This window comes from Providencia sp. PROV119 (assembly GCF_028482435.1).
Lineage (GTDB): Bacteria > Pseudomonadota > Gammaproteobacteria > Enterobacterales > Enterobacteriaceae > Providencia > Providencia stuartii.
Map to the genome: position 1 here is coordinate 81,229 of NZ_JAMPQL010000002.1, position 20,546 is coordinate 101,774.

General features: G+C 41.0%; 20 protein-coding genes. 10 read left to right on the plus strand and 10 right to left on the minus strand.

Going from position 1 to position 20,546, the window contains the following annotated elements; translation table 11 throughout:
* Nucleotides 1-18: 18 nt before the first annotated feature.
* Nucleotides 19-1,440, minus strand: a complete 1,422-nt coding sequence (locus tag PSF11_RS02685) for an MFS transporter (RefSeq protein WP_004919838.1) — start codon at nucleotides 1,438-1,440, stop codon at nucleotides 19-21.
* Between the two features lie 99 nt (nucleotides 1,441-1,539).
* Between PSF11_RS02685 and PSF11_RS02690 the strand changes: the two genes are divergently transcribed.
* Together PSF11_RS02690 and ydeE are read left to right on the plus strand one after the other, a co-directional pair.
* Nucleotides 1,540-2,325, plus strand: a complete 786-nt coding sequence (locus PSF11_RS02690) for a helix-turn-helix transcriptional regulator (RefSeq protein WP_014658367.1) — start codon at nucleotides 1,540-1,542, stop codon at nucleotides 2,323-2,325.
* A gap of 305 nt (nucleotides 2,326-2,630) precedes the next feature.
* On the plus strand, nucleotides 2,631-3,824 hold the full coding sequence (gene ydeE / locus PSF11_RS02695; RefSeq protein ID WP_014658366.1) for an efflux MFS transporter YdeE: 1,194 nt from the start codon (nucleotides 2,631-2,633) through the stop codon (nucleotides 3,822-3,824).
* 34 nt (nucleotides 3,825-3,858) lie between these two features.
* On the opposite strand, the gene PSF11_RS02700 is transcribed toward ydeE, so the two are convergent.
* Together PSF11_RS02700 and PSF11_RS02705 are read right to left on the minus strand one after the other, a co-directional pair.
* On the minus strand, nucleotides 3,859-5,010 hold the full coding sequence (locus tag PSF11_RS02700) for an MFS transporter (RefSeq protein WP_072502259.1): 1,152 nt from the start codon (nucleotides 5,008-5,010) through the stop codon (nucleotides 3,859-3,861).
* A 237-nt stretch (nucleotides 5,011-5,247) separates the two neighbouring features.
* Nucleotides 5,248-6,657: an aminotransferase-like domain-containing protein gene (locus PSF11_RS02705; protein ID WP_004919824.1), complete on the minus strand. Its 1,410-nt coding sequence runs from the start codon at nucleotides 6,655-6,657 to the stop codon at nucleotides 5,248-5,250.
* A gap of 148 nt (nucleotides 6,658-6,805) precedes the next feature.
* On the opposite strand from PSF11_RS02705, the gene PSF11_RS02710 reads away from it, so the two are divergent.
* Nucleotides 6,806-6,967 carry a hypothetical protein gene (locus PSF11_RS02710; protein WP_154598661.1) on the plus strand — a complete coding sequence of 54 codons (162 nt, stop codon included), beginning with the start codon at nucleotides 6,806-6,808 and terminating at the stop codon, nucleotides 6,965-6,967.
* Nucleotides 6,968-7,196: 229 nt separating this feature from the next.
* Here the strand turns inward: PSF11_RS02710 and PSF11_RS02715 are convergent, their stop codons facing one another.
* The 5 genes from PSF11_RS02715 to PSF11_RS02735 all read right to left on the minus strand — a co-directional run bounded on the left by PSF11_RS02715 (nucleotide 7,197) and on the right by PSF11_RS02735 (nucleotide 12,907).
* Nucleotides 7,197-7,853 carry a Crp/Fnr family transcriptional regulator gene (locus tag PSF11_RS02715; protein ID WP_036940251.1) on the minus strand — a complete coding sequence of 219 codons (657 nt, stop codon included), beginning with the start codon at nucleotides 7,851-7,853 and terminating at the stop codon, nucleotides 7,197-7,199.
* Nucleotides 7,854-7,874: 21 nt separating this feature from the next.
* The gene (locus PSF11_RS02720) at nucleotides 7,875-9,143 is read right to left on the minus strand and encodes a NupC/NupG family nucleoside CNT transporter (protein ID WP_014658360.1); all 1,269 of its coding nucleotides are present in this window, start codon (nucleotides 9,141-9,143) and stop codon (nucleotides 7,875-7,877) included.
* Between the two features lie 26 nt (nucleotides 9,144-9,169).
* Nucleotides 9,170-10,417, minus strand: coding sequence for an adenosylhomocysteinase (locus tag PSF11_RS02725; RefSeq protein WP_272682734.1), 1,248 nt, complete (start codon nucleotides 10,415-10,417; stop codon nucleotides 9,170-9,172).
* A 154-nt stretch (nucleotides 10,418-10,571) separates the two neighbouring features.
* Nucleotides 10,572-11,636, minus strand: a complete 1,065-nt coding sequence (gene ada, locus PSF11_RS02730; RefSeq protein ID WP_040133132.1) for a bifunctional DNA-binding transcriptional regulator/O6-methylguanine-DNA methyltransferase Ada — start codon at nucleotides 11,634-11,636, stop codon at nucleotides 10,572-10,574.
* 86 nt (nucleotides 11,637-11,722) lie between these two features.
* On the minus strand, nucleotides 11,723-12,907 hold the full coding sequence (locus PSF11_RS02735) for an MFS transporter (RefSeq protein WP_014658358.1): 1,185 nt from the start codon (nucleotides 12,905-12,907) through the stop codon (nucleotides 11,723-11,725).
* A gap of 123 nt (nucleotides 12,908-13,030) precedes the next feature.
* On the opposite strand from PSF11_RS02735, the gene PSF11_RS02740 reads away from it, so the two are divergent.
* A complete protein-coding gene (locus PSF11_RS02740) occupies nucleotides 13,031-13,930 on the plus strand; it encodes a LysR family transcriptional regulator (protein ID WP_172955140.1) in 900 nt (299 codons plus the stop codon).
* Here PSF11_RS02740 and PSF11_RS02745 read toward each other — a convergent pair whose 3' ends face one another.
* On the minus strand, nucleotides 13,931-14,719 hold the full coding sequence (locus PSF11_RS02745; RefSeq protein ID WP_223854770.1) for a helix-turn-helix domain-containing protein: 789 nt from the start codon (nucleotides 14,717-14,719) through the stop codon (nucleotides 13,931-13,933).
* A gap of 195 nt (nucleotides 14,720-14,914) precedes the next feature.
* Here PSF11_RS02745 and PSF11_RS02750 point away from each other — a divergent pair, with 195 nt between their 5' ends.
* The 6 genes from PSF11_RS02750 to PSF11_RS02775 all read left to right on the plus strand — a co-directional run bounded on the left by PSF11_RS02750 (nucleotide 14,915) and on the right by PSF11_RS02775 (nucleotide 20,100).
* Entirely contained in the window at nucleotides 14,915-15,457 is a 543-nt protein-coding gene (locus tag PSF11_RS02750; protein ID WP_072502257.1) for a GNAT family N-acetyltransferase, read from the plus strand.
* A 218-nt stretch (nucleotides 15,458-15,675) separates the two neighbouring features.
* Nucleotides 15,676-17,103 carry a Na+/H+ antiporter NhaC family protein gene (locus PSF11_RS02755; protein ID WP_004919795.1) on the plus strand — a complete coding sequence of 476 codons (1,428 nt, stop codon included), beginning with the start codon at nucleotides 15,676-15,678 and terminating at the stop codon, nucleotides 17,101-17,103.
* A gap of 17 nt (nucleotides 17,104-17,120) precedes the next feature.
* Entirely contained in the window at nucleotides 17,121-18,113 is a 993-nt protein-coding gene (locus PSF11_RS02760) for a D-cysteine desulfhydrase (RefSeq protein WP_004919792.1), read from the plus strand.
* Nucleotides 18,114-18,417: 304 nt separating this feature from the next.
* A complete protein-coding gene (locus PSF11_RS02765) occupies nucleotides 18,418-18,855 on the plus strand; it encodes a GNAT family N-acetyltransferase (protein ID WP_053110204.1) in 438 nt (145 codons plus the stop codon).
* A gap of 28 nt (nucleotides 18,856-18,883) precedes the next feature.
* Nucleotides 18,884-19,396, plus strand: a complete 513-nt coding sequence (locus PSF11_RS02770; RefSeq protein WP_004919788.1) for a GNAT family N-acetyltransferase — start codon at nucleotides 18,884-18,886, stop codon at nucleotides 19,394-19,396.
* 152 nt (nucleotides 19,397-19,548) lie between these two features.
* Entirely contained in the window at nucleotides 19,549-20,100 is a 552-nt protein-coding gene (locus PSF11_RS02775) for a hypothetical protein (protein ID WP_053110205.1), read from the plus strand.
* A gap of 118 nt (nucleotides 20,101-20,218) precedes the next feature.
* Here the strand turns inward: PSF11_RS02775 and yqfB are convergent, their stop codons facing one another.
* Entirely contained in the window at nucleotides 20,219-20,539 is a 321-nt protein-coding gene (gene yqfB / locus PSF11_RS02780) for a N(4)-acetylcytidine aminohydrolase (protein ID WP_036940233.1), read from the minus strand.
* Nucleotides 20,540-20,546 lie beyond the last annotated feature (7 nt).

The following is a 20,546-nucleotide window of genomic DNA, read 5'->3' on the forward strand; positions in this document are numbered from 1 at the left end:
TGTATAAGGCTCTTTTATTTATATGCAGGATGAAATGGTCAGCGTGGGCGTTCGGCGAGTGATCATTAGCAATAAAATTGCAGAGCATATCGCCATGCAAAAGTTAAAACCTAACCCGAAACTGACCGCATTTTTAAGTTGTTCAAAGGGAAATTGAGCCGAAAAGTGAGTTAATCCGTACTGCATCATCACAGAAACCATAGTGGCACCTATCGCGGCTCCGACTTGCTGCAATGTTGCAGTAAAGCCTGAAGCTTGCCCCGCTATCTGAACACTCACTTTAGCAAGAACTAAATTTAGCATCGGTGTCATGATCATACCTTGTGTAAACCCCACAAGGAATAAAACCGGCGTCAACCATAGTGCTGAGCTATTCGATGAAAACCAATATAGCATCACAAGTAACAGCATATAGCTTAAGCCATAAAATAGCGCGCCCCAAAATATTGTTCTTTCACCATAGCGATTAACCCAAAGAGGGGTGATTACCGATGAAATTACAAATCCAATGCTAGAAGGTACAAAAATCATACCTGACAAAAACGCGCTTAAGCCGATCCCTTTTTGCAGTAATAGAGATAACATTAAAGGGAAAGCGGAAGATGTTGCATAAACACTCATTACTACCAGTAATCCAATAACAAAGGGGCGATTACGCAGAATTTGCATACTGAATAATGGCGCTTTTCCTTGTTTCTCTAATCGGATTTCATAATAAGCAAAGATGGCCAACAGTAAGACCCCACTGCTGAGTAATAGGCTACTTGTATTTAACCAACCCCATACGGGTAACATAAGCAATGGCAATAAAACACAGCAGATCCCTAAACCTGATAATATGACGCCACACCAATCAAGATTAATGCGGCATTTTTCTCCTTCGAGTAAAAAACGCGATAATGCGATAGCCAGTATGCCTATCGGTAAATTCACTAAAAAAATTGTCCGCCAACTCAAGTTAAATAGATCTAACGTGATCAGCCACCCTCCTAAAGCTTGCCCAGCAATAGCAGCGAGTCCTAAGCTCATTCCCAAATAGCCAAATGCTTTTTTCGCCTGTAACGGATTAAAATTGACACGGAGACTGGCATACACTTGGGGAAACAGTAATGCAGCAGATAGCCCTTGAAAAAATCTTGCGACCACCAGCAAGGTTGCTGTCGGTGCGAATGCACAAAATAAAGATGTGAGCGTAAAGCATGCCATACCCACGCGGTATAAGCATTTTTTACCGTAAATGTCTCCTAACCGACCTCCTGTAATGAGTAATAAACCAAAGGCTAATTCATAACCTACTATAATTAATGTTAGCTCAGTCAAATTGGCATTTAACGAATGCTGAATAGTCACAATGGCAACATTAACCACAAATAGATCAAAAATTGTTACGAACCCCGCCAATATTAATACAAAAAGAGCGATATGCTGATGTCGATTCATGATGTTCTCATTTATCTAGCCGAATAAAATGAGGACTATAAAGAATCCGTTATCATGGTACAATTTAACCATTTATACTATTACTAAAGGCAATAGGCTATGAAAGCGATGCAACGAATGCGCCCTGAGCTGGCTGAGTTTTTAAAGCAAAAACGGGAAAGTATTTCACCGGAAGAAGTCGGCCTACCGCGAACGACAAGGCGCAGGACACCGGGGCTTCGTCGTGAAGAAGTTGCTGCTTTAGCTGGGGTTGGTTTGACTTGGTACACATGGCTTGAACAAGGTCGTGATATTGGCGTTTCGACGCAATTCCTTGATAATTTATCAGCCGCGTTACATTTAAATAGCGCTGAGCGTCAACACCTTTATTTGTTAACCCATAACCGCGAGCCGATAGCAACAGGTAATACCGAGCATCGTGTTCCTTCGGCTATTTCCCGCATGATCAGCGATTTTCCTGATCATTATCTCTGCTATGTGCTCAACTTGCACTGGGATGTGCTTGCTTATAATACTCGGGCCGATCACTATTTTCATTTTTCGGATGCGCAACCGTATTATTGCAATTTCCTCTATCTTCTATTTATGGATCCTCGCTACCAAGAACGCTTCGTTAATTGGCAACTTGTTGCCCAACAACTACTGGCCAGTTTTCGCCGTGATTATGCTCGCACCAAGAACAACCCCAATATTAAAAAAATGATTAACGCCCTGCTGGAACAATCAACTTTATTTAGCCAACTTTGGCATAAGCATGAAATTTACCAACCTTGTACAGGTATTCGTGAAATTGCTTATCAAGGTAAAGTGGAAAATTATGATTACTCTTCTTTGACATTTGATATTGAAAAAGGTAATCGGTTATTAGTCTACATTCCGAAATAACCTGATTGTTGTGAAATTATTGAAGCCGCTTTTCTGTATCATGTCAGTGATGACGCTGGGCGATACTGTAACATAGGCTTAAAGCCAAAAATAATAGCGTAATCCTCTATAAAGGTACTGCTATTCCTTCTATTGCCTATTTAAAAAACCCTAATCCTAGATAAGAGTTATCCAATATCTTGTTTTTATCTTTTTCAGCCTTTGTACTGACTCAGCCATTCCCTGTTATCACAAAATTCGGTAATTTATCTATTTAACAGAGAGTGCTACAACTCAATAACAATTATAACGTTAGGTCGTGGGTCATGTTGTCTAAATCAAATATTTCAAATAGCGCTTTACTCTGCTCTTCATTGCTATTAACCATTGGACGTGGAGCAACCTTGCCATTTATGGCGATTTACCTGACACGAGAATACCAAATGGCTATTGATATTGTGGGGATTGCAATGTCTCTTGCCTTAACTATCGGTGTCTTATTTAGTATGGGCTTTGGTATTTTGGCAGATAAAGTCGATAAGAAACGCTGTATGCTAATCGCTATTATTGCGTTTATTTTGGGCTTTATTGCAATTCCACTCTCAAGTCATGCCGTGCTTGTGGTTATTTTCTTCTCGTTAATAAATTGCTCTTATTCCGTCTTTTCAACCGTACTAAAAGGTTATTTTTCAGATACTCTTCCTCTTTCTATTAAAGCAAAGGTATTTTCCCTTAATTACACATTTTTGAATATCGGTTGGACCATCGGCCCGCCTCTTGGAACATGGTTATTGATGTATAACATCAATCTGCCATTTTGGTTAGCGGCAATTTCAGCGTCAATACCCGTTTTCTTTATTCAACACTTTGTACAAAGTGTGAAACCTGCTCCCCACCAAGAAGGCCAAAAGCGCTTATGGAACCCCGCTGCGATGCTACATGACAGAGCATTAGCATGGTTTATTTTGTCCACTTTTCTTGGCTCGCTGGTATTTGGCACCTTCACAACGTGGATATCTCAATATGTTATTACCGTATCCAACAGCGAGTTTGCACAAGCCGTCATCGGGGTCGTGCTTCCCATGAATGCAGTGGTTGTGGTTACTTTGCAATATATGGTAGGTAAACGCCTTACACCAGATAACCTTAAGCGTTATATGACGTTAGGTACTCTCTTTTTTGTCGGTGGCCTTGCCACATTTATGGAAGCTGACGAAAACCTATACTTATGGGCGCTAGGATCCTTTATTTTTACTCTCGGTGAGCTGATCTATGCGCCCGGTGAGTACATGTTGATTGATAATATTGCGCCGGAAGGCATGAAATCGAGCTATTTTTCGGCTCAAGCCCTTGGCTTGCTTGGCGGTGCATTCAACCCGATGCTTACAGGGGTCGTGCTCACAGAGCTTCCCCCTAAAGCCATTTTTATTATTTTAATGTTCTTCACGGTATTAGCTTGGATGAGCATGCTCAAAGGTATGAACGTCAGCAAACAACGACAAATCTTACAAACTCAGTAGGTACGAAGGGGGGAAGCCAACTCGCGCTTCCCCATTATTGACTCGACCGAATATCTAATACACTCAACACAATGGCAATGGTCAGCATTAGCATAATGATCACACTCATGGTAACCAGCCCATGGTAGCTCAATACCCATGATAAAAGTGGCAGCATAGAAAACAGTACAATGTTATTAAAACTTTCCGAAACGGCTAATACTTGACCTTTGTTTTCGCCACTGCGCATCGCAACCATGGTGGTACTCAATGGCGCAGCCATCCCCAAAAAACCGCCCCAAATAACTAAACATGCTGTGTGTACCACCAGTGGAACATACGCTAAAACAAATGTGAGTACCGCCACTGCCATCAGAGAGATGACTAATAACAATCGTTGGCTATCATTTGATAAAAAATGATTGAGCCGACCAACTAATAGATTTCCGATAAATAACCCCACTCCAAACGCAGCAACGACAACACCGATTAGCGCGCTATCAATTGAAAATTTCAGTCTGAGTACCTCTCCTGACAATAAGAAAACACTGACCGCAGTGCCGTTCCATATTGCTTTAGCACTAATAAAACGAACTATTTTTATATCCTGTAGCCACTGGAATCCCCCTTGTTTTCTCACGTCTTGATGAGGCTTTGAAGGTGGCAATATTTTACAGACACAAAACCATACGATAAGACTTCCTACTGCAGTCATAATAAAGGGCGCGTACCATGTTAAATACTCTGTTAATACGCCTGCTAACACAGGGCCTGATACGATCCCTATCGTCATACCAACCATCACCATCCCCATCGCTGTAGATTGCTGACGCGCTGGGAAGATATCTGCAATTAAAGCAAAAATGGTGGGTACTATCGCCGCCGACGCTAAGCCACCACAAATACGGAAGAACATTGCGATAGTGAAGTTCGGAGAAACAATGATAGCCAGGCTATCTATCGCAAATAGAAACATGGCTACTAACAATAACTTTCGCCGATCGATGCGATCAGAAAAATAACCTATCACTGGTGCTGTAACCGCATAAGTCAGCGCATAAGCTGAAATTAGCCATGATGCTTGTGCGCTACTGACCGAAAAAACCTCAGCCAGCGGTGTTAATGTTGCAGATAACATAAATTCAGTAGTACCCACTAGGTAAACCGCCGTAGCAAGTACCCATAATAAGTAACGATATGGTTGCATAATAATTCTCTTGAATAATAGACAGCCCTTCCGTGAACACAAGGTCACAGATAGGTGTTAAGGGCGATGGGAAATAAAATTAAAATGGGTTAAAACAAGAAGTTAAAAAGGGGTATCAGGAGATAAGATATGAATGTTTGAAGCTAACTAGATGTTTAGATCTTATAAAACATCGACGCGCTCGTCAAGAGGCATTATGGTGCCCTTTCATCAATAAAAACACCATAATACCTTTAATTATAAACGGGTTAATTTTAATGTTTCCCCCAATATCTTTATTCCATTAAGACGCCTTGGGATCAACGGCAATGCGTAGTTAATACGTAAATGATGTGTAAAGCATCCATCAGATGAAAAGTGCTCTCCTGTTAGCACAATCACTTTATTGCGCTGTAAAACATCCATTAATTTACGGTTATCCACCGGAGGATGCTCAACCCATAATGAAAAGCCCCCTTGTGGTCGAGAAATCCGTGTCATTGGCGGAAAGTGACTTTCCACTAGTTCTCGATACTGGCATTGCAGCTCACTATAATGTTGGCGCATAGCGCGTAGATGTGGGAAATAGTGCCCATCACGTAAAAAGTTAGCCATAACTTGCTGCATAAATATTTCTCCCGAACAGTGAGACAAATATTTTAAGTGCATGACTTTTTCTTTATATTTTCCGGGTATCACCCATCCTGTTCGCACCCCTGGGGCGATTGTTTTAGAAAATGAACTACAAAGGATCACCTGCCCATCACTATCCAATGATTGGATCGTCGATGGGCGCGGATATTCATACGCTAATCCCGCAAGAATGTCATTTTCAATGATCGTCACGCCATATTGAGTTGCCAGTTGCAATAGCTGCTGCTTATGTGTTTCAGGCATGGAGCAGCCCATAGGGTTATTGCAAGTCGGTGTTACCACAATAGCTTTTACTGACCAACGATGAAAAGCCTCTTGTACCCGTTCTAATTTGATCCCTGTCTGTGGATCTGTTGGGATTTCAATAATTCTTCTGCCTAATCCATACAGTGTCTGCAATAAACCAGGAAATGTCGGTGATTCTACCGCTATCACATCATCGCCTTGCGTCGATGCTTGAATAGACAGCGATAATGCTTGATGACCACTTGTCGTCGTCACGATATCGTCAGGCGTAAACAGGGTTTTATGATCAGAAATATGATGAATTTGCTCACGCAATGCTGGCAATCCTTGTAAGCAATCATACTCTAACATTAAGCGATTTTTACGACGGCTGAGCATATTCATTTCTTGCCACAGCGGCTCTAATGTTTTGTTATCGATATTCGGAACTGCGCAAGATAATGAAGTGATATTATCGCGCTCTTCTACGCGTAAAAAATCAATAGTTGGGTTCCATTGAGCGATATGTACTGGTTTTTGTATGTAATTTACCGCCTTAGGCAGTAGAGCCTCGGTTTTGTTTGGAATAACAAAATAGCCTGATTTAGGTACCGCATAGATCAGTTGCATTTTTTCTAGCTCACGATAAGCAAGCTGCGCTGTTGTTAAGCTGACCTCATGTTCACGCCCTATCTCCCTCACTGAAGGAAGTTTTTCACCACTTAAAAAGTCTCCTCGATGAATTTTTTCCTGTAATGTCTGCGCGATCTGTTTGTACAGTAACATCATTCAGCCCTTAACCGTTTGCATATCGCATTAATGTAATACAAAACTACCCATATTTGATCTGTATTATGCAAAAAACGCTATCTGTCACTTTTTTATGATTATTCTCTATGCAAACCTAATTATAAATTTAAAGGTACAAGGGGGTTATATGGAATATGAACATAACAAAGGTGGTAAACCTTATTCTAAATTAATTTTAATAGAGCCTATCGTTTGGATATTGAAAAAATTAACCAATCCAATAAAAGCGATTTATTATCACTTTAAAACCAGAAAGAAATTTGAAAAATATAAAAACCAAAAAATATAAAAATCAATAATTATCAATAGGGTAAACAAAAAAGCATTTTCATATTAATGTTATCTATAAAAGTTTATTGATTCTTAATTATAGTTAACCCTAAGTGTAAAAAGCTTAAATTATTTTTATTTTTCCTATACTCGATAAATAAAACGAGCGATTACGCTATGTTATAAGAAGCTATCCTTTTAATTCATGATGTTATTTTCAGTCATGAAATAGTGATAGCTTTCCTTAATTAACGCGGAGCTAATAAAATGATGTGGCCTTCTTGCTGTATAATACCTTGTTCTTTCAACTTAAATAAAACTTTATCCAAATGGCGACGTGAAGTACCTAAAATTGCGGCTAACGTCTCTCTCGGTAAACGAATTTGGTGGCTCGATAGTTGCGTTAAAATGTACAGCAAGTTCTTTTCAATGGAATCAACGGCGGTCATCAATCGTTGTTCTCCATTAATTAATGAGCGTTTCGCCAATTGTCGATTTAAAAGAATGGATAAGCGGTGGTCTTGAGATAACCAAACTAAAAAACTATCAGATGGGATACGGATCACTCGTGCGTCCGTTAATGCAATCACATCATAGCGATAATGTTTTTGCTGGCACAATGCTTCCATCTCACCAAGAAATTCACCTTTATAACAGAATGTTAAAGCGAGCTCTTTACCGCTATCAGCGAGTTTGTTCACCACAAATTCACCTTCAATAATAATATAGGTGTATTGGTTTTCTGTGCCTTGATGGATCAATTTGTACCCTTCTTGTAAATGAATGGTACAAAAGGTATTTTTGACTGAGGGTGGCGCATGACGAAATAACCAATCAACATCGGGAAGTAGCTCTTGTTCACTGAACTTTAGCCACAACTCGCGAAAAGGAGTTTCATCCATCATACCTGCCACCCATCACTATGATTAACCTAAAATTAGCCCTGCTATAGCACCGTTCATTAAGTTCGCCAAAATAGCCGCACCAAATGCTTTGAATGCAATACTCGTCAATTCACCACGACGTTCAGGACACATCGCACCGATGCCACCTATCGCAATCCCTATTGTACCTATGTTAGTAAAACCACACAGAGCAAACGAGAGGATCACTTGTGTCTTAACGCTCAATGCTTCGCCTGTCGCTGGCAAAATAGAACCATCTAAATAAGGCTGTAGATTAGCATATGCAATAAATTCATTGAATAATACTTTCTGGCCTAATAACTGCCCTGCGAACTGAGCTTCATTCCAATCAACGCCTAACAGCCATGCTATCGGTGAAAATAGCCAACCAATCAACTGGGTGAGCGAAATTTCATAACCAGTAAAGCTAGTTGCCCACATCATTATGCCATCGAACATTGCAATAATAGCTAACAAAGCCAAGAGCATACCCGCAATATTCAGCGCCATACTAACCCCGACGCTAGCCCCCTGAGTTACCGCATCAATGCTATTACGGTATTCAGATTTTTCGCCTTTCATGGAGCTGACTGTTGTATATTTATCACTGTTCTCTTTAGTTTCAGGGTAAAACAATTTCGCAAACAGTAATCCTGCTGGGGCCGACATAAAGGAAGCCGCCAGTAAATACTCAATTTTCACGCCATACTGGGCGTAACCAAGTAACACGGTTCCCGCAATTGAGGCTATTCCCCCAACCAAAATGGTGAAAAATTCTGAAGAGGATAAATATTTTAAATAAGGGCGGATCACTAACGGCGCTTCCGTCACCCCTAAAAAAATATTTGCAGCTGAAGACATTGATTCCGCTCGTGATGTTCCAAGCAAACGGTGTAATGCTCCACCAATCAAGATGATCAGTTTCTGCATAATACCTACATGAAACAGTAAGGCCGATAGTGCAGATAAAAACACCAGTACAGGTAGTACTTTAAATACAAAAATAAACCCATCGGCACCAAGCAGATCAAACATTTTGTCAGTGGCTAAGCCCCCTAACAAAAATTGTGTGCCTGTTTGTGTATAGTCTAATAATGCGGTGACTTTATCCGCCATCCACATCATAACGCGCTTGCCAGCTGGCAGATATAACATACAAAATGCAAAAGTAAATTGCATTAATAGTGCGATGGAAACGAGCCGTAGGCTTATCCTACGGCGGTTGTTAGAACAAAGGTATGCAACCAATAATATGACAGCAATACCTAAAAGGCTATTCAGTATCGACATCAGCGTCCTCCGCCTACTTTTAACTTTTATTTCAGTTCAAAGGCATTTAAATACTGGTACTGCCTATCACTGAGAGTATCGAAGGAAACACCCATATCTTGTAATTTTAATCGCACCACTTCACTGTCGATTTCATCGGAAACAGCATACACTTTTTTATCCAGCGCATGTTTGAGTAGATATTCCGCGCCTAAGGCTTGTAAAGCAAAACTCATATCCATAATTTCTGCTGGATGACCATCGGCACAAGCGATATTGACCAATGCTCCACGCCCCAACAAATAAACGGTACGACCATTTTTCAAGCAGTAGGCTTCAATATTTTGACGTGCTTCATAGGTACTCACACACAATTCTTGCAACGCATTAAGGTTAATTTCGTCTTCAAAATGTCCGGTATTACTAATGATCGCCCCTTCTTTCATTAAACTGAAATGCACCTCAGTCAGCACATCACAGCAACCCGTTGCGGTCACAAAAATATCACCTAGTGGTGCTGCGGCTTCCATCGTCATGACTTCAAAACCATCCATCTTCGCTTCAAGCGCTTTGATTGGGTCGATTTCAGTAATAATGACTTCAGCACCAAGGCCTTTTGCACGCATCGCACAGCCTTTACCACACCAGCCATAACCCGCAACAACCACTTTTTTACCCGCAATCACTAGGTTAGTTGTGCGCATAATGCCATCAAACGTAGATTGCCCTGTACCATAACGGTTATCAAAGAGATGCTTAGACTGCGCCCCATTAATGGAGATCACCGGGAAATTTAGCTCATGGCTTTTTTCACGAGCCATCGCCCTTAACACGCCAGTAGTTGTTTCTTCACAAGCGCCAATAACATGACCTGCATATTCAGGATAAACACTGTGTAATTCATGCACTAAATCGCCACCATCATCGATAACGATATGAGGCTCACATGCCAGTGTCTCTTTTACAAATTGTTGGTATTCTTCGGCGCTAGCACCATGAATTGCAAATGTATTGATACCACTTTTCACTAATGCCGCTACGATATCGTCCTTAGTCGACATAGGGTTACTGCCAGTCACCGATACTTTCGCACCGCCAGCGGCAAAAACTTGAGCAAGATAAGCGGTTTTCGCTTCTAAATGGATAGATAATGCAATGCGTTTGCCCGCAAAAGGCTTCTCTTTACTAAAGCGAGCTTCTAAAGCACGCAATAGCGGCATATGAGCACGCACCCAAGCAATTTTTTGTTCGCCAGCCGGCGCTAGAGATAAATCTTTATAGATACTTGTGACCATCTTAAATTCCTTTCAATATGTTGCTTAGAATGAAGCAAAACATACAAAACGAACGATAGTCACAATAGGTCATTTGCCCATATTAGGTTGAAAAAGTGTTAACGAGATATAATTATGGCAAACAATTTTGCGTTGTGATTATTTGTTAAACGAATCATTTACTCACCGCTTCTTTATCCAACAACTGACGTTTACGTGCAATACCCCAGCGATAACCGGACAAAGCGCCATCATTTCGCACCACTCGATGGCAAGGAATTGCCACAGCCAGCATATTTGCCGCACAAGCGCCGGCAACCGCTCTTACCGCTTTTGGATGACCTATCTGTTTAGCTATATCACTGTAACTGACCGTTGTGCCAACAGGGATAGTGCGCAATGCTTGCCAAACACGTTGCTGAAATGCTGTACCGCGAATATCTAAGGGTAAATTTAATCCAATTTCGGGTGCTTCAACAAAACCGATTACTTGTGCAACCAACGTTTCAAACTCACTATCTCCCCCGATTAATTCAGCATGAGGAAACTTATCTTGTAAGTCTTTGAGCAGTTTTTCAGGATCGTCGCCCAACAAAATAGCACAGACCCCGACTGAACTTTGCGCCACTAAAATATCGCCTAATGAGCACATGGCTAATGCAAAGTAGATTTTTGCTCCCTCGCCACCAGTTTTCCATGCTGTTGGCGTCATGCCTAAGCGCTCCGCCGAGGTTTCATAAAAACGGCTATCTGAACTAAATCCAGCATCATAAATCGCATCAGTAATACGCGATTGCTGCTGTAATTGCTGACGCAGCTTCCCATGCCGGTAAGCATCAGCATAAGCTTTTGGGGTAAGCCCTGTTTGAGCTTTGAATAAGCGATGAAAGTGATAGCGACTGATCCCCACAAAAGCGGCAATATCATCGAGTTTCACTGACGTACCGCTTTGTTCTATATAGCGGCAGGCTTGTGCAATTTTTTCTTGGTAAAATTGTTCAAGTTGAGCAGCCTCTTTCGTGCTACGTTTACCGGGCCGGTAGCCTTTATCTAACGCCTGTTGTTCGTTATCAAAAAACTCGATATTCTCTCGTTTCGGTAAACGCCCCGCGGCTGACGGATGGCAGTAAATGCGTGAAGTACGGACACCATAAACAAAATGACCATCCGCGGCTTTATCGCGGGCAACAATCGCTTGCCAACGTGCTTCATCACTTAACCATTTGTTTACTGTTGCCATAGTCATACTCCATTTCTATCGTGTGTTGCCGCCATTATTCGTTAAATAAGGCAGCAACAAACTCCATCTCTTGCTTTTTAGTCGCATTAGTCACAGATGCAGACCGCTGGCTGAGTACTTTCTTTTCGTAAGTTTTGACGTACTTTCAACCATAAAACCACAATACCTAATAATGCGACTAACGTTCCCATATAACTCACCGTTGAGTAACTGTAGCCGAATGATAATACGCTAGCCCCAATCGCTGCACCAATCGCATTACCGAGGTTAAAAGCGCCTACATTCACCGAAGATGCTAACGCTTGCGCCCCAACCGCGGCTTTCATGACTAAAATTTGCAAAGGGGGAACAATGCCAAAACTAAAAATACTCCACAGGGCTAACCCTAGTCCGGCACCTATTGTTGTCGTACCTATCATTGGGAAAATAACCATACTTAAGGCCAACATGCCAAAGAACACAAACAATGTTCCATATAAAGTGCGATCCGCAAATCGCCCACCAAGATAGTTACCGATAGAAAAACCGACACCGATAATCACCAGCATTAGTGTGATCATTGAGTCAGAAGCATCAATAAATTGCATTAACATCGGTGCGACATAAGTATACAAGGTAAACATCGCACTAGCTCCTAACACCGTACTTAACATGCCTAACATCACTTGGGGTTTTCGTAAAATACGCAATTCAGCCCGAACGTTGACAACTTGACCCTTTAAATGGCGAGGCAACGCCAAGACTAAACTAATGAGTGTGATAACGCCTAACCCTGAAATGACCAAAAAAGCCTGTCGCCACCCTATGACTTGGGTCAGTTTTGTCATCAAAGGTACTCCACCTATATTGGCGATCGTTAACCCCATAAACATCGCAGCGATTGCACTAGCTTGCTTACCAGGAGGAACAACACTCGCGGCAACCATTGCTCCTAACCCGAAAAATGCACCATGATTTAAGCTAGTCACCAATCGAGAAAGTGACAGCGTCACTAAATCAGGTGACATCGCAGATAATAAATTGCCTATGGTAAATATAGACATAAGTAAGATCAGTGCGTATTTAGGGCGATATTTGACTAATACCAATGTCATTATAGGAGCACCAATCATGACACCTAACGCGTAAATAATCACAATTGATCCGACAGAAGGAATAGCCACATCCAAGTTGCTGGCAATATAAGGCAACATCCCCATCGGGGAAAATTCAGTTACGCCGATAGCGAATGCACCTATCGATAATGCAAAAAGTGCGACATTGATTCTCATAAATAGACCTTGCTAATAAATACTTATTTTTTATTGAGTACACTAAAGTGGCGTGATCTTTTCATATTGATGTGTCATGAAAAAGCCGTTAAGGTGAGAAAAACTTTTGCCGGAATTGCAAAAATGAAAATGACCTTTGAAGAGTTGCAAGTATTTATTAGCGTGGTTGACTGCGGCTCTATTACCGCAGCGGCAGAACAGTTGAATATGACAATATCAACAGTTAGTCGTACCCTTCTTAGGCTTGAAGAAAAAATACAAACAACCCTGATTTATCGCACAACACGTAAAATTAAACTCAGTGATGAAGGGGGAGCATTTTTGCAAAAGGCGCGAGAGATAGTCCAGCTTGCTCAAGAAGCCGAAGAGATGTTATCAGCACGTCAAACCATTCCATCTGGGAAGTTGCGTATTGATGCGTCGACGCCTTTTTTAACCCGTGTAATAGCACCTTTGCTCCCATTATTTAGTGAGCAGTACCCACAAATTGAGTTAGAAATTACTAATTTTGAAGGGTTTACTAACCTATTAGAGAAAAAAACAGATGTCGCCTTTCGGATCGGCTCTCTAAAAGATTCATCATTAAATGCAACATTAATTGGTTATAGTCAAAAGCGGCTACTTGCTAGCCCTGCTTATCTCAAAAAATATGGTGTTCCCAGCAGCGTTGATGATTTAATTCACCATCGTTTGCTAGGTTTTACTGCTCCGGAAACATTAAATATTTGGCCGATAAAAATGGCAGATGGCACACCACTTAAAATAACGCCAGATATTGCCGCAGCCAGCGGTGAAGTGTTATTCCACTTAGCGGTTCAAGGCTGTGGGATCTTACTTTCTTCTGATTTCGTTAGCTATGAGGCACTCGCAAATGGCCAATTAGTGCAGGTTCTAACTGAACAGACCGATGAGGTAAAACAACCTATTCATGCTGTTTACTATCGCAACCAAGCGGTTTCACCTAGGTTACGCTGTTTTATTGATTTTGTGAAAAAGCATGGCACGCAGATTGAGACAAGCTGATTAGTCAGTAACATCACGACGATGACCTTTTTTAAAATTAGATAAGGTTAGCCCTGTATGCCGTTTAAAATATCGACAGAGATAAGAGGTGTCCTCAAAGTTGAGTTGCGCCGCCACTTCTTTGATTGATTTATCTCCACCACCTAACAACGCTTTGATTTCGAGTACAACTTGCCTATCAATCAACGCCTTTGGGGTATCATTAAAAAAATCGCTGGTGATTTGAGACAAATAAAATGGTGTGACGGCTAATTTCCGTGCATAAAATTGGACGTCTCGATGCTCTTTACAATACTGTGTGATCATATCCCAAAAACGCCAGCACAACTGTTCTTTACGGCTTTGTTGTGCTTTTTGTTTAAGGGGTGTTGGTGGCATTTTATTGGCTATCAATAGAAAGAAATTTTGCACATGATGGCATAACATGGTCGTTACGTATTCGCCCTGTTGTTGAATAATAAAATCGAATAACGCTTGCCATTGCTGTAACGCAGCCAAATCAGCTTGCTCCACAGATAGCACCGGCGACGCATTAAAAAATGCAAACAGTGGATTTGGTAACTGAAAAGCGACATCAACTGCAAAATCCTTTTCAAGTAAAAAATAATCAAACAGAGAAGCCCCTGAACACTGTTGCACCATGACAAACGTATCGTCATACAACACAATGATGTCATTTGCTTTTACGACATATTTTTTAAAATTAATATTAAAAACGGCTCTTCCTCTTTTACAAATCAATACGGCGACATAGGTTGGTACAAGTGGCGTAAACTGTGATCTTGCCAACGTTGTCTCCCCCGTGCTTATAACATGAGGTACACAATATCGGTGATTAAATGAGTTCAGCATGCAGGCCCTCTGTGAGCGTCAATATGGATAATGTGTTGGCAAAAGTACCTAAAGTAACGAGGTTTTGCGCTTATTTCTATCACAAAAATACCTAAAATAGGCAGTATCTAGAAAACAATAAGGAAAATCTCGATGAAACTTTATACTGAAAGGCTAATTTTTCGCCCTTGGCAAGAAAGCGATGCTAACGACTTGTATGAATACGCGAAAGATGAACGTGTTGGACCTATCGCGGGTTGGCCCCCTCATAAAAGTGTGGAAGAAAGCCGCTCCATCATCAAAACGATGTTTATGCGTGACGAAGTTTATGCTGTCGCTTTAAAAGAAGATAACCGTGCTATTGGTTTAATTGGTTTGTCCATGCAGGCTGATAGCCAATTACCTATCGGAAAAAACGATGCTGAAATCAGTTATTGGATAGGAGTGCCATTCTGGGGGCGAGGCTTAATCCCTGAAGCGGTTCGCGAGATCATTCGCCACGGATTTGCCGATTTAAAATTAGAGAACTTATGGAGTGGTTATTTTCAAGGCAATCTGCAATCTAAAGCCGTTCAAGAAAAATGCGGATTAACCCATTACGGCACCCTTGAACCCAAATACATGGAATTAATAGGTGAAACGAAAATTGAAGAAATAAGTCGGATCACTTATCAAGAATGGAAAAACCGCACATAATTTCTTTGTTCATAAACAACAGTAAAAGAGCTATTGCCTAATGGCTCTTTTGCCTATAACTATCATTTTTATACACTTCCGGTCGATTCATGCCGACTTTTTTGTTACAAAACGCTGCGAATAAACAGTTATCTATTCATTAATCTTACCTATCAGTGCTATGATTTTTCGATAATTATAATTTTAAAATAAAAAATTCATTGCAAATAGGTAACCACATGCAAGATTATGGTATTTGGACAGTTATTACTCCCATCGTCACTATTCTGTTGGCGATCCTCACCCGCCAAGTCATGCTTTCGCTCATGCTAGGGATCTTGGTCGGCTTTACCGTTATTCATGACCACAATATATTGCTTGGGATCAAAGGAACTGTCGATGGCGTTATTGATACCTTCGCATCACCGGGAAATACACGCACAATAGTCTTTATGGTGATGATTGGTGGAATTATGCGCTTAGTTGTAGTCACGGGAGGCGTTCGCGCATTAGTCCAACTACTTTCCAATCGGACACAGCTAGTCAAAAACCGAGTCACCACTCAACTTTTGGCTATTTTGATCACTTCATTAATTTTCATAGAAAGCTCCATTAATCAGCTAGTCGCAGGCGCTTCGACTAAAAACCTCGCACGCAAATACGCCGTCGCACCGGAAAAAATGTCTTATATCATCCAAACCGCTTGTGTTTCTGTTTGCTCTTCCGCGGTTATCAACGGTTGGGGGGCAGTGATTATGGGGTTAATTGGCGTCCAGATCTCACAAGGGCTTATCACTGGTGAACCTTTTGATATTTTGATTAAATCAATCGGTTATAATTTGATGGCTTGGTTGTCGCTTGCCACTATTTTATTCTACGTATTCACGAATATATCTTGGGGCCCAATGAAAAAGGCTGAGATGCGATATCAGGCTAATCATACCGTGGAAGCCGATTCTCAGCAGCATGACGCAGATGACGAAACGGATATTATTGATCACCCCAATGCTCACTCCGTTTTGAACTTTTTCATTCCTATCCTTTCAACTGTATTAATGGTTCCCGTTGCCTTGTATATCACTGGTGATGGTGATTTTAGTAAAGGAAGTGGCTCAACGTCCGTTTATTGGGGAGTCATGTTTGGTACTGCTGTCTCTTTTTGCTGGTTTATTGGGCGTCGATTGCTCAATATTGAGCATTTCTTTCAAGAATTATTCATTGGCTATGCCAATATGCTAAAAATCAGCTCAATTATGATCTTAGCCTTTTTAATGGGGAATGTTTCAGCGGAGCTAAATACAGGGACTTATATTGCCAGCGTCACACAAGGGGTGATGGCTCCCGGCTTCTCTATTGGCTTTGTTTTTATCATTAGCGCCATTATGTCGTTGGCAACAGGAACTTCATGGGGCACCTTTGCCATTATGATCCCTATTGGCGTGCAGCTAGGGATATCCGTCGGTATGCCTATTGAATATATGATAGGTGCCGCCATTTCTGGATCAATCTTTGGTGATATGACCTCACCCATTTCCGCTGATGCGATTGTCGCGTCAATGGCGACAGATTGTGATCATATTGAGCATATTCGAACACAAATGCCCTATGCATTAGTCACTGCAAGTATGGTACTCGCTATTTATCTATACTTAGGTTTTTCACATTAGTTTCCGAGGAAGTTGACATGTCACTACAACAAAAACTAGCCCAATTTACCAAGTTGAGTTTGAACAAAAGCTCGACTCCCCTTGAACGACTTGAAAACTTATCTCGTGTATATGGTCGTGAGATCTTTATTAAACGTGATGACATTTCGCCTCTCGCGATGGGAGGAAACAAACTACGAAAATTAGAGTTTCTTATTGCTGACGCATTAGAGAAAAAGGCAAAAGTGATTGTTACCGCAGGTGCAATTCAATCTAATCATGTGCGCCAAACGGCGGCAGTTGCGGCTATGTATGGGCTAAGATGTATTGCTTTACTGGAGAACCCTATACAAAGTGACGACCCTAATTTTTTGCATAACGGCAATAAATTGCTGACCAATCTATTTGGGGCTGAATCTGTCATGTGTGAGGCTTTAACCGACCCTCAAGCTCAAATGGAAGAACTCATTCAAACATTAGCATTAGAAGATGCTTATATTGTTCCTGTCGGTGGCTCTAATGCCCTTGGCGCTCTTGGCTATGTTCAATGTGCCATCGAAATTGCTCAACAAAAGCCTTTAGAAGTGGAGTTTGATAAAGTCATTGTGGCTTCGGGCAGCGCGGGCACCCATGCAGGTCTGGCTATCGGCCTACAAGAGCTGTTACCTCACTCTCAAGTCATAGGTGTGACAGTGTCACGTTTTAAGCAAGATCAGGCACCAAAAGTTGAAAAAATACAGCGGGAATTAGCTGAACTACTCGCTATTTTAAAAACGCCAGAAATAGCGCTCTGGGATGGATTCTTTGAACCTATGTATGGCATGCCAAATCAAGCAGGCCTAAACGCTATCACCCTACTGGCTCGCAGTGAGGGAATTTTGTTAGATCCTGTTTATACAGGCAAAGCAATGGCTGGTTTAATCGATTATTTAGAAAACTCAAATGAAAAAACGCCGGTCCTGTTTGTGCATACAGGGGGCGCACCAGCCCTATTTGCTTATCCCGAAATCAACAAAATAGTTAATCAATAATTAAAAACGGCTCATGCTATTGTGAGCCGTCTTCTCATTTACCGCGATTAACTTAGGCTGATAATCCCCTTCATATCCCCTATGCAAAACAGCGTTCCCAACATCAATTGATCTATAAATCAGCGGTATTCACCTAGATTTACGCTTCTTAAACAAATAAGAAGCGCCATGGTTAAACACCGTCAATCAGCCAACCTGTTCATCTCCTCACTCTTTTTTCGCGCCAAAAATGCGCTATACGGACGTTTCTGTAGGCATTGAATAATGAGTTGTATAGACTAATTATTCGATATGGGAGGCAAAGATGAATCTTCAATTACGTACAATAACCAAAGAAAATTACGAAGCAATATCATTACTTGAGGTGTTTGAAGAACAAGAAGATTTTGTTGCTTCAAATACATGGTCTCTGCTTGAAGCAGCATATAATAAGGAGTATGTCACTAGAGGCATTTACCTGAATGATACCCCCGTAGGCTTTTTTATGTGGGTACCGAAATCAGATAACACCGTTGCTATTTGGCGCTTTATGATTGATAAGTCACATCAACATCATGGTATTGGCCGTCAAGCAATGGCGTTAGCCCTAGCAGAAATTAAGCAAGATAATTCATTGCAAGCCATTGAAATTTGCTATAGCCCTAAAAATAGCGTCGCAAAATCATTTTACTCATCATTTGGTTTTCAAGAGATTGGGTTAGATGAAGATGATGAAGAAATGCTTGCTATGATGTACTTATAATATTAACAATCTGAAAAATAATATATTTATGAAAATCATACTCCGAAAAGCGACAGAACAAGACGCACAATTACTCTATAAGATAGGCATGGAAAGCTACCTCTATCACTTTGCAAAGCGATGGAAAAATGCAGATGAGCTAGCCAGCTATGTTTATCATGAATACTCTCCCTTTAAAATTATAAGTGATATGCAGCAATCGAATATTGAGTGGTTTGTGATTGAGAATTCCCAACCTATCGGGTTAGTCAAATTAACTTACCATTCCACTATCCCTGATGAAACAATTCAGGGAACCCAACTCAATAAGCTCTACTTTTTACCTAGCCAAACGGGGCAAGGCAATGGCTCCCTCGTATTTAAGCAGATTGAAGCTCTGACTAAGCAGCATGGTGATACCCTATTATGGTTAGATGTTCTCGCTGATAACCACTCGGCGCTCAGTTTTTATCAAGCAAATGGCATGCATAAACTCAAAGAGGTTATATTTACCCGCCATACTCAACAAAGCCTTGAGTTTATTATGGGGAAAGTAATCTAGTTTGCTTAGTGGACGATAATGAAAACCACATTTTCACTCAAGTAAAAGGGAGCTTATTGCGACGATGGGTCATTCGGAACTTGCCTACATGATTTCTGTTTTTTATATAATAAAATTTGCGCGACAAATCATAGAGAAAGGAGTAGCTTGTCATGACGCCAGAACAATTTCATGAGCAAATTTGGAAGGCATTAAAGCCCATCAATAAAGAAGAATTTCACGCCGTTGCCTCAGTTCCACCAACGGCAGAAGCTGTCTCTTTTATTGAGACATCAACGGGGATTAAAATTCCTGAAGAATTCGCCACATTCTCAATGAAAACCAATGGGCTATGCATTATGGCCAAAGAGTCTGTATGGCCTGAAGCAAAATTATTTGATGTGGCTCCTGCATGGACATTCCATTGTGGTGTAGTGATCCTTGGTATAGATACCGATGATCTCCCTGAATGGGCAAGTATTTTAGAAGCTTATAAACAGCTTGTTGAGCGTTTTGAAATCACAGATGTTCTCCCTTTACTCACAATCTATGGTGACGGTAATCATGTATGGGGTGTTCGCAAAGATGGTGCCTTTGTCGAAGTCTATGATGATGAAATCACTGTACTCGATAAAGAGTTTACTGACGTTTATTCTGAAGAAATCGAAGCCTTGATGCAGCGACTCAATGATATGAAAAAACGCGTCGCCGCACGCCAAAAATAATTTTTAACCACGGTATGAGGGGCTTTTTCCTTAAATAGCCTCTCCTCGATACCATTTAATTGCCCTCCAAACATGTGCTTAAAAATAAAGCTATCTCAACCTTTTCGTTCAATTAATCCTATTCCACTAAACGGTAATGGATAACAAATAGTGATTGTTCTGTTGGATAAATTTCACGAATAAGGCTTTTTAAATTATCCAGCGTCATCGCCTCCTGTGTTGCGTGATACTCCGAAATATCATCGTAATCGATCGGTTCAACAGAGAGGATTTCTATATCCGTATAGTACTTCCCCGTTTCAAGAGCAAACACCTTAACAACTGAGTGCGGTACGTAATGGCTTTCATGTTGATCACGAATAGTAATGACTTTTTTACCTGAGATAACCAAAGGTAGCAGCCGCTCATAAAACGTGATTGTGTCTGGCACTGTATTCACATCAAAT